This window comes from Salinisphaera sp. C84B14, assembly GCF_040361435.1.
Taxonomy (GTDB): Bacteria; Pseudomonadota; Gammaproteobacteria; order Nevskiales; family Salinisphaeraceae; genus Salinisphaera.
Genome location: NZ_APNL01000005.1, coordinates 39,083 through 49,682 on the forward strand (window position 1 = coordinate 39,083; position 10,600 = coordinate 49,682).

Sequence of the window (10,600 nt, forward strand, 5' to 3'; positions counted from 1 at the left end):
CACGCCATCATGCCATGCGGCAGCGGATGTCTCGTGTTCATGATGTGCCGCAGCCCAATGGAAGACTCTCTATGCCCTTTGATCAACTCGGCCTGGCGCCGTCGCTTCTCGAAGCGGTCGCCGCTGCCGGTTATAGCGAACCCACGCCTATTCAGGCCAAGGCCATTCCGGCCGTACTCGATGGCCAGGACGTACTCGCCGCGGCCCAGACCGGCACCGGCAAGACCGCGGCCTTCACCCTGCCGCTGCTGCACAGACTGGGCGAAAGCCAGGAAAAGAAGCCGCGCGTGCTGGTGCTCGCCCCCACGCGTGAACTGGCAGCCCAGGTCAACGAATCGGTGCGTACCTACGGCAAGTCCGGTGCGATCCGCTCGACCGTGATCTTCGGCGGCGTTGGCTATCAGCCCCAGATCGCCCAGTTCAAGAAAGGCGTCGATATCGTCGTCGCCACCCCCGGCCGCCTGCTCGACCTGCTCCAGGAAGGCCATGCCGACCTGTCGAACATCCAGACGCTGGTGCTCGACGAAGCCGATCGCATGCTCGACATGGGCTTTATCCACGATATCAAGCGCGTGCTCAAGTACGTGCCGGAAAAACGCCAGACGCTGCTGTTCTCGGCGACCTTCTCCAAGGATATCCGTAAGCTCGCCGCCAACCTGCTGCACAAGCCGGTCGAGATCGACGTCGCCCCGCGCAACGCCACCGCCGATCGTATCGACCAGAAGGTCGTGATGGTGGAAAAACCGCGCAAGCGCGCGGTGCTCAGCCACCTGATCAAGGAAAACGGCTGGCATCAGGTGCTGGTGTTCGCCCGTACCAAGCACGGCGCGAATCGCCTGTGCAAACAGCTCGACAGCGACGGTCTGCCGGCCGCGGCCCTGCACGGCAACAAGAGCCAGAACGCGCGTACCAAGGCGCTCGACGGCTTCAAGAACGGCGATATCCAGGTGCTGGTCGCTACCGATATCGCCGCCCGCGGTATCGATATCGAATCGCTGCCCTATGTGGTGAATTTCGAACTGCCCAATGTCTCGGAAGACTATGTCCATCGTATCGGGCGTACCGGACGTGCCGGTGAAGCCGGCGAAGCCGTGTCGCTGGTGGGCCCCGACGAGCGCAAGCTGCTCAAGGACATCGAAAAGCTCATCGGCAAGCAGATCGAACGCATGACCGTCGAGGGCGTGGACATGCGCGCCGGCGAAAACGACGAGGCCGACGAGCGCCCCGCACGGCGGCCGAACAACGGCGGCGGCAACCGCCCGCCCAAACGCGGCGGCGGTGGCGGCGGCAACAACGCGCCCGGTCGCAATCAGCAGCGGCGGCGCAGCCGCGGCGGCAATCGGGGCGGCAACCGCTCCGGTGGGGGCGGTGGCGGTAACGGCTCCTGAGCCGACCCGTTCGCTGACCCGATTCGGCCCGCCACGCGCGGGCCGATTCATTTCCGGGCCGAATAGCCCGCCTCATTTACAATAGCGCCCATGATCGCTTTCAAAGACCTCACCCTGCGCCGTGGATCGCGCAAGCTGCTGGAAAAAGTCAACGTGCGTTTCCAGCCCGGCCAGCGTATCGGCATCGTGGGCCAGAACGGCACCGGCAAGTCCAGCCTGTTCGCCATGATGCTCGGCGAGCTCTCGCCCGATGCCGGCGAGGCCGAGATTCCGGCGCATCTGGATATTGCCACGGTGCGTCAGCACACCCCGGCCGGCGAACAATCCGCGCTGGATTTCGTGCTCGATGGCGACACCGAACTACGCGCGGTCGAAGCCAAGCTTGCCAAGGCCGAGGCAGAAGTCGACGGCAATGCCATGGCCGAACTGCATGGCCGCATGGCCGAGATCGACGGCTACTCGGCTACCGCCCGGGCGGCTAAGCTGCTGCACGGGCTGGGCTTCGCGCCGGACACCCATCGAGCACCGCTGGATTCGTTTTCCGGCGGCTGGCGCATGCGCCTGAACCTGGCCGCCGCGCTCATGCGCCGCTGCGACCTGCTGCTGCTCGACGAGCCGACCAACCATCTGGATATGGACGCGGTGTTCTGGCTGCAGGAATACCTGGCCAGCCACCCTGCCACGCTGATCATCATTTCGCATGACCGCGATTTTCTCGATGCCCTGATCAGCCATACGCTGCATCTGGAAGGCGGGCGCGCGACGCTCTATACCGGCAACTACTCCGAGTTCGAGAGCATGCGCGCCGAGGCCAAGCTGCAACAGCAGGCCGTCTACGAAAACCAGCAGAAAAAGCTCGCCCAACTCCAGGATTTCGTCGACCGCTTTCGGGCGAAGGCAACCAAGGCGCGCCAGGCCCAGAGCAAGCTCAAGCAGATGGAGCGCATGGAAAAAGTCGAGGCGGCGCACTGGGATACGCCGTTCTCCTTCAATTTCCGCACCCCCGACCGCCTGCCCGAGACCCTGCTGCGGCTGGACAACGCCGATACCGGCTACGACGGCGTGGCCCTGGTCGGCGGCATCAAGATGCAGATCGTGCCGGGTGACCGGCTGGCAATTCTCGGCCGCAACGGCGCCGGCAAGTCCACGGTCATGAAGCTGCTCGCCGGGGAGATGGCCCCGATCAGCGGCGACGTCCAGCACGACAAATACACCCGCGTGGGCTATTTCGCCCAGCACCAGCTGGAAGTGCTCGACGACAACGCCAGTGCCGCCACCCACCTGCAACGCCAGGCGCCGCGCGCCTCCGAACAGGAGATCCGCGACTTTCTCGGCGGCTTCGATTTCCACGGCGACAAGGCCCTGGAGCCCATCGCCCCCTTCTCGGGCGGCGAAAAGGCCCGCCTTGCGCTCGCCCTGGTGGTTTACGACAAGCCCAATCTGCTCCTGCTCGACGAGCCGACCAACCATCTCGATCTGGACATGCGCCACGCCCTGGAAACCGCGCTCGCCGGCTATACCGGTGCGGTGATCATGATCGCCCATGATCGTCACCTTATCGATGCCACCTGCGACCAGCTCTGGCGCGTCGACGACGGCACGCTCATGCCCTTCGACGGCGATCTGGACGACTATGCCAAGTGGCTGACCCGCCAGAACGCCGCCCGCGAAGGCAGCGACAAGCCCAAAAAGGCCACCACGCCCGGCGGCAGTGGCGCGGATGCCCGTCGCGATGCCGCCGCCCAGCGGGAACGCGAAAAGCCCCTGCGCCGCGCGCTCAAGCAGGCCGAGTCCGATATGGCCAAGTTCGAGGAAAAGATCGCCGCCATCGAAAAGGAAATGGCCAAGCCCAGCGTCTACGGCAACAAGACCGAGATTGCACGCCTGTCGCAGGAACAGGGCAAGCTGCGCAAACAGCTCGACAAGGCCGAGGCGCAATGGATGGAAAACGCCGAGGCACTGGAACAGGCCCAGGCCACCTCCTGAGCGTTTGCAACCAACGCCGCCCAACGAGTAGCCGATGAGCACGCCCACCTATTTCTGGCACGACTACGAAACCTTCGGCGCCGACCCGCGTCGTGACAAGCCGGCCCAGTTCGCCGGCATTCGTACCGATATGGACTTCAACATCGTCGGCGAGCCGGTGGTGCTCTACTGCCAACCGCCGGCAGATATGCTCGGCCATCCCGAAGCCACGCTGATTACCGGCATCACCCCCCAGATCGCACTCGAGCGCGGCGTGCCCGAGCCCGAATTCATCGAAACCATCGTCGCCGAAATGGCCGTGCCCAGCACCTGCAGCGTGGGCTACAACAGCCTGGCCTTCGATGACGAAGTCACCCGCCACACGCTCTGGCGCAACTTCTTCGACCCGTACGGCCGCGAATGGCAGAACGGCTGCTCGCGCTGGGACATCATCAACATGGTGCGCCTGGCCTATGCCCTGCGCCCCGACGGCATCGAATGGCCGCAGCGCGAAGACGGCGCGCCGAGCTTCAAGCTCGAACATCTGGCCACGGCCAATAATCTGGTTCAGGAACGTGCGCATGACGCGTTATCCGATGTGCATGCCACCATCGGCCTGGCGAAACTCGTCCGCGACAAACAGCCCAAGCTGTTCGACTATGTCGTGAACAATCGCGACAAGCACAGCGCGCGCAAGATGCTGGACATGGACACGCGCAAACCGGCGCTGCATGTGTCGTCCAAGTTTCCGGCAGCCAACGGTTGTCTGTCGCCGGTCATGCCGATTGCGGCGCATCCGAGCAACAAGAACTGCGTGATCGTCTACGATCTGCGCGTCGACCCGGCGCCGTTGCTGGAACTGCCGCCAGACGAGATATTCGAGCGTATCTTCACGCCCGCGGCCGATCTGCCGGAAGACACGCCGCGCGTCGCGCTCAAGGGCGTACACCTGAACAAATGCCCGGTGCTTGCGCCGTTCGAAATGATGCGCGACAGCGAGGCCGAGCGGCTGCATCTGGATATCAACCAGTGCCGACGCCACTGGAAAGCCATTCACGACCGGCTCGCCGAGGTTGAAGCCAAGGCGACAGCGGTATTCGAGGCCCACGCCTTCGAGCCCGACGGCGACGCCGAAGCCGCGCTCTACGATGGTTTTGTGGGCGATGCCGACCGCAAGCTGGCCGACCAGGTGCGTCGTACCTCGGCCGCCGATCTGGCAGACGGCGCGATCGTGTTCGCGGACAACCGCCTCAACGAGCTGCTGTTTCGCTATCGCGCCCGGCATTTCCCGCAAACGCTGGTCGACGCCGAACGCGACGACTGGAACAACTGGCTATCCAAACGACTGGAGTTCGCGCCGGACGGCGGCCTGACGCTGGACGACTACGACGAACTCATCGCCCAGCTCATGGAACGGGTCAAGGGCGAGCCGGCCCAACTGCAGCTGCTGCTCGATCTCAAGGCCTGGAGCGCGAAACTGCGGCAACGGCTATAGCGACACGACAGGCCCGACCCGCTGCCGCGGGAGGCGACAACGACGCTCAGCGCGGCGGCTGCAACGCCTCGAGCTGCTCGCTGATCGCATCCGCCGGCTGCGGCCGGCCCAGTAAAAAGCCCTGGATATGCCCGGCGCCCAGCTGCTGGAGCACCGCATACTGTTCGGCCGTTTCCACACCCTCGGCGACCACCGCCAGGTTGAGCGTGCGCGCAATCTGGAGAATGCCGACAGTGAGCTCGTGGCTGGTCGTGTCCTGGGTGATCAGCTGGGTAAAACTGCGATCGATCTTGAGGATATCCAGGGGCAGCTGCTGCAGATAGCGCAGCGACGAATAGCCCGTGCCAAAGTCATCGATCGCGAAGCGAAACCCCTGCTGACGTAGCGCGTTCATGGTCTTGGCCGCGGTTTCCACGTCGGTGATCACGCTCTGCTCGGTAATCTCGAGCACCAGACTGGTTGCCGGCACCTGATGCTCGGCCACCAGACCGGCCACCATATCCGCGAAGTCATCGCAGTAAAGTTCGGCCCCGGCAATATTCACCGCCACGTAGGGGGCGAAATCGAACTGCTCGCGCCAACGCGCAACCTGCTTGCAGGCGCTGTTGAGCGTACACCGGGTCAACAAGCGGCGCAGATCGGCATCGGCTTCGGCAATCGGCACGAACTCGGCCGGGCTGATCGGGCCCCACTGGGCGTCGGTCCAGCGTGCCAGCGCCTCCACGCCGATCATACGGCCGCTGCTGCATTCCACGATCGGTTGATAAACCTGGTCCAGGGCATCCGAGCGCAGCGTTTCCGCCAGTCGGTACTGACGCTCGTGGCTGTGCGCCACGCTGCGATGCACGTCGCTGGAATAGCAGCGCACGCGCGGGCCGCCGTGCCGCACGTCCGCGGCCGCCATGCGCGCATGGGCCAGCACGGTCTCCACGTCCGCGGCATCGTGGGGCGCACGGCTCACGCCGGCCGCGATTTCGATCGGCAGACGCGTACCCTTGTAGTCAACGGGTTTGGCGAGCGTGCGCACCAGCAGTTTGACGCGCTCGAGCGATTCATCCGGGCCGCCCGGCCCCCAGGTGATCGCCAGCCCGAAACGGTCGGCGCCCAGCATGCCGATACGATCCTCGCCACGTACGTTGCGCTCCAGCCGGCGCGCGATCGTCGCCATCACGTGATCGCAGCCTGGCTGCCCCGCCAGCGAATGCAGGACTTCAAAGTTGGTGAGATGGAAATGCACCAGGGTCAACGTCTTGGCCGCACCCGCGGCCTGCTCCCAGGTGCTCGCCACCAGCTCCTCGAAAAGCGCGCGCCCCGGGAGCGCCGTGATCGAGTCGTACATCGCCTTGTGCTGCAGACCCACCGACCAATGGTCGAACTGCATATGCAGATTGATCTCGCTTTCGACGATGCGGGCGAACATCAGCAGTCGCCATTTATCCGCATCCGAAAACTCGCGCGGGCGCTGGTCGATCACGCAAAGCGTACCCAGCGGTTCGCAGGACGGCCCTTTCAGAACGGCGCCCGCATAGAAGCGAATATGCGGCTCACCCACCACCAACGGGTTGTCGTGAAAACGACGGTCCTTGGTTGCATCGGGCACGTACAGCAGGTCCATCGGCAGCGCGTAGGCACAGAACGATTCCTCGATCGGCGTCTCGCGCCGGTCGAAGCCCACCATCGATTTGAACCATTGCCGGTCGGCCTCGACCAGCGTTACCAGCGCGGTCGGCACATCGAATACGCTCGCCACCAGTCGCGTGTACTGGTCGAAGCGATCCTCGAAAGGCGTATCCAGCAGATTGAGCGAACGCACTTCTCTCAAGCGTTCAGGGTCTGCCACTCGTTGCGCTGTTGAACCCGTTTTCATGCATGCGACCGGGAGATTGTTGACTGCGCGACCTGCGCGTTACTCAGCAGTATCTATCGACTGTTGCAAGTACGACTTGAGCGCCCGCGCCGATGCCCGGCGCGCTGCCACGGCGGCACGGCAAGCGGTCGAAAAAAGCCTTGGGCCGAGGCTGCAGGCCAGGCCGAACCGGTCGATTCGGCGTATACCGGGAATCGGCTCAGTCGGCAACCGGTACGAGCACGCGCTTGAGAAAGTCGCGGGTGCGCGCGGCGCGCGGTGCAGAAAGCAGCGTCGCCGGCGGGCCCTGCTCGACAATGCCGCCGCCGTCCATGAACACCACCCGGTCAGCCACCTCGCGCGCGAAGGCGATTTCGTGCGTGACCACGATCATGGTCATGCCCTCGGCGGCCAGGCGGCGCATGACCGACAGCACTTCGCCCACCAGCTCGGGATCCAGTGCCGAGGTGGGCTCGTCGAACAGCATCAGCGCCGGATCCATCGACAGCGCCCGAGCGATCGCGACCCGCTGCTGCTGGCCGCCCGACAGACGCGCCGGATAAGCATCCAGCTTGTCGCCGAGCCCCACCCGTTCCAGGTTTTCGCGAGCGATCCGCTCGGCAACCTCGCGTTTGTTCTTCAATACCGTCGTCAACGCCAGGGTGCAGTTATCCAGCGCGTTGTGATGCGGGAACAGATTGAACTGCTGAAACACCATGCCGATCTGGCGGCGTGCGGCATCGATATCGCAGTCGGGGTCGGTCAGCTCCCGGCCGTTGACCCGAACCGTGCCGGCCTGCGGCGTCTCCAGCAGATTCACACAGCGCAGCAACGTGGACTTGCCCGAACCCGAAGGCCCGATCACGCAGACGACCTCGCCGCGCGCCACGCTGAAATCGATATCGCGCAGCACGTGGTTGGGGCCGAAGTACTTGTTCAGCCCGCGAATTTCGACCAGCGGTTCGGCCTGGCTCATATCACCGCCCCCGTGACGCCGCCGCTTCCATGCGCCGTACGATGATCGACAGCGGCAGGGTGATGATCAGATAACCCAGGCCCGCCACCACCAGCGGCGTGATATTCACATTGCTGTTGGCCGCGGCCCGTCCGAATTTGGTGAGATCGAAATTGGCCGCCGACAGGCCAACGATGAAGACCAGCGAAGAGTCTTTGATAAGCATGATCAGCTCGTTGGTCAACGGCGGGATCATGATCCGGAATGCCTGTGGCAGGGTGATCCGCCACATGGCCTGGCTGGCCGACATGCCCAGTGAACGCGCCGCCTCGATCTGCCCGCGAGGCACCGCCTGGATACCCGCGCGAATGGTTTCGGCCATATAGGCACTACCCACGATGCCCAGGGCCGCCCACACCGTGCCGTAGGGCGGCAAGGGCATGGCCAGGCCGGGGAACGCCAGCGGCAGCAACGAAAACGCCATGAATACCACCAGCGCCGGCAGGCCCCGGAAGAACTCGATATAGACAGTGGCCAGCCAACGATAGGGCCCGACGTCGGACAGACGCATCATCGCCAGCAGCGTGCCGGCGACAAGCCCCAGAACGAAGCCGCCCGCGGTATAGACCAGCGTGTTCCAAAGCGCCAGCCACAGGCCGTGCATGACGGTATCGCGGATCAGGCCGGGATCGAAGAAGGTCCGGCCGATCTGTGCCCAGTCCGCCAGCAGGGCCGCGGCGACGACCATCGCCACCAGCAGCGCGTACTGCACGGCACGAATACGCCGGGCCCGAATACGCGGGCTCGTCCTGCGGGGCGCCGCCCCGCCTTGCCGGGTCGTCATGCCAGCCGGCTATTGTTCGTTGATCGTGCCCGGCACCTGGCCGAACCATTTCTTGAAGATTTCGTCGTAGCGGCCGTTTTCCCGGGCCTTGGCCAGCGCTTCGTTGAGTCGCTCGATGAGCTTCTGTGCGTTTTCGTCGTCCTTTTTGGCGAGAAAGCCGTAGCGCTCGCCGGTATCAAATTCCGCCGCGATCTCGGTATCCGGGTTGTCCGCTGCGTACTGATACAGCGGCCCGTTGTCGTTGATGGCGGCATCAACCTTGCCCGCACTCACCGCAGTGGTTTCCAGGGCGAGATCGTCGAATACCACGGTCGTATAGCCGTACTGCTCGGCGTGCTTGTCGGCATAGATTGCGCCGGTGGTATCGGTCTGGGTGCCCAGGCGCTTGCCTTGCAGATCTTCAAGGCTTTCGTAATCGCTGCCCTTTTTCACCAGCAGCGCCTGGGTCGCGTTGAAATACGGGTCCGAGAACAGTACCGCCTCTTCCCGCTTGGGCGTGATCGTCGCCCCGCCCATGGCCAGATCGCAGGTGCCGGCGGCGAGCACCGCCCCCGACGTGATCTGGTTCCAGTCCACGCTCACCACATGCGTCTCCACGCCCAGATCCTGGGCCAGAAGATCGACCAGATCGACGTCGAAGCCGACCACTTCCCCGTTATCGCCGGTGAACTGGAAGGGCTTGTAGGGAATATGGGTACACACCGTCAATGCGTCGGCATTGACCAGATGAATACCGTCGACGGTGGCGCCCTCGTCCTGGCTGCAGGCCGAGAGCGTCAAGGCCAGCAGACCGGCAGAAAACAGTATGGCCAGGCGGCCGAGACGGCGCGTTGAAGCGATCACCATGAACTTCCCCGTTGGGTGTCGTTATATCGTCAAATTCCCCTTGCAATGAGTCTGCCACATTGGCCGGACACCCCGGCAATACGACCTTTGCGCAACGCGCTGGCACCCGATGCGGGCCTGTTAAGTCTGTATTGCCTAGCCTGCCCCCGGCTGACGCATGCAGGCCTGCCAGCGCGAATACACCCGCTCGGCGAACCAGGCGGTGGTGAGGTTGCGGGTGATCTTCGGGCTTTCGAGCTCGATACCGGGCAGGATTACCCGCGCCACCCGTTCGCCCGCCTGGGTATCGGCCAGCGCATAGACACGCTGATAGAGCCGCGTCTGCTCGAAGTTGGGGCCGCTGCCCTTGGTGAGGTCGCGACGGATCGGGCCTTCATCCATCTCCAGACGATCGCTCAGCGACTTGGTGGCCCGTTCGGTGTTGCTGATCGAGAACGCCCGGTACGAGATCAGATCCCCGTCGAGGGCGAGATCGGTGCCCGTGAGCTGGCTTACCGCCCGCTGAAACGCCGCGTTGCGGCTGGCATACCAGCCGGCGTTGTAGTCGGCAAAGCGATAGAGCGGGCTCGGATAATCGACCTCATAGCCCAGCAGATGGAGGATGCCGAAATACAGCCCGCCGCGGCGGCTGAACACTTCCTCGCGTACCGACTCGGCATCGGCGTAGGGATAGTCCTCGGCATGGTCTTCGGCGAAATCGATCGCCACCTGCATCGGCCCGCCCGTCTGCACCGGGTTGAAGCCGCCGAACAGGGTGCTGCCCAACGGCACGCGGTCGATGAATTCCTCGAACAGATCGTTCAGATCATTTTCGGTACGTACCGTAGCCAGGCGTTCGTCATAAGTCTGGCCGTTGGCGGACTCCAGCCCCAGGGCCTTGTCGAGCAGAAAATCGGGTATATGCGCGGCTGCCGCCCGCCGTTCGATCTCGCCGCGGGCGATGCGCGCAAGACCGGGCACCACCGGCGCGGCGCGATACGACGACTCCTGGGCGATCACCGCCAGCGTCGCACACAGATTCGAGCTCGACGCCTCGATATTCTGCGCGGCGAAAGCGGTTTCGATATCGGCTGCCCAGCCGGCGCGATCGTCCACGCTCGCGGGCATGCGCGACACCAGCTCGGCGCGCACCTCGGCGGGCGGCCGGCGGGGCATCTCGGTAGGGCGCAGCGCGGCACAGCCGGCCAGCCACAACAGGTTCACGGCAACGACTGCGCGCAGCGCGCGGGTAGCAACGACACTCGACATGAGCGCGACTCTG

General features: G+C 64.4%; 8 protein-coding genes. 3 read left to right on the top strand and 5 right to left on the bottom strand.

Annotated features, from left to right (window positions below):
- The first annotated feature begins 71 nt into the window (after window positions 1–71).
- The 3 genes from C84B14_RS05535 to sbcB all read left to right on the top strand — a co-directional run bounded on the left by C84B14_RS05535 (window position 72) and on the right by sbcB (window position 4,848).
- Window positions 72–1,388, top strand: coding sequence for a DEAD/DEAH box helicase (locus C84B14_RS05535; protein WP_293623777.1), 1,317 nt, complete (start codon window positions 72–74; stop codon window positions 1,386–1,388).
- Between the two features lie 90 nt (window positions 1,389–1,478).
- The gene (locus C84B14_RS05540) at window positions 1,479–3,374 is read left to right on the top strand and encodes an ABC-F family ATP-binding cassette domain-containing protein (RefSeq protein WP_293623778.1); all 1,896 of its coding nucleotides are present in this window, start codon (window positions 1,479–1,481) and stop codon (window positions 3,372–3,374) included.
- A 34-nt stretch (window positions 3,375–3,408) separates the two neighbouring features.
- Complete coding sequence (gene sbcB / locus C84B14_RS05545) at window positions 3,409–4,848, top strand: exodeoxyribonuclease I (RefSeq protein ID WP_293623779.1); 1,440 nt, start codon at window positions 3,409–3,411, stop codon at window positions 4,846–4,848.
- Window positions 4,849–4,894: 46 nt separating this feature from the next.
- On the opposite strand, the gene C84B14_RS05550 is transcribed toward sbcB, so the two are convergent.
- From C84B14_RS05550 to C84B14_RS05570, 5 genes are all read right to left on the bottom strand, one after another.
- The gene (locus tag C84B14_RS05550; RefSeq protein WP_293623889.1) at window positions 4,895–6,661 is read right to left on the bottom strand and encodes a sensor domain-containing phosphodiesterase; all 1,767 of its coding nucleotides are present in this window, start codon (window positions 6,659–6,661) and stop codon (window positions 4,895–4,897) included.
- Window positions 6,662–6,914: 253 nt separating this feature from the next.
- Window positions 6,915–7,670: an amino acid ABC transporter ATP-binding protein gene (locus C84B14_RS05555; protein WP_293623780.1), complete on the bottom strand. Its 756-nt coding sequence runs from the start codon at window positions 7,668–7,670 to the stop codon at window positions 6,915–6,917.
- Between the two features lies 1 nt (window position 7,671).
- On the bottom strand, window positions 7,672–8,493 hold the full coding sequence (locus C84B14_RS05560) for an amino acid ABC transporter permease (protein WP_293623781.1): 822 nt from the start codon (window positions 8,491–8,493) through the stop codon (window positions 7,672–7,674).
- Between the two features lie 9 nt (window positions 8,494–8,502).
- Window positions 8,503–9,339, bottom strand: a complete 837-nt coding sequence (locus C84B14_RS05565; protein ID WP_293623782.1) for a transporter substrate-binding domain-containing protein — start codon at window positions 9,337–9,339, stop codon at window positions 8,503–8,505.
- A 135-nt stretch (window positions 9,340–9,474) separates the two neighbouring features.
- Entirely contained in the window at window positions 9,475–10,587 is a 1,113-nt protein-coding gene (locus C84B14_RS05570; protein WP_293623783.1) for a DUF1615 domain-containing protein, read from the bottom strand.
- Window positions 10,588–10,600 lie beyond the last annotated feature (13 nt).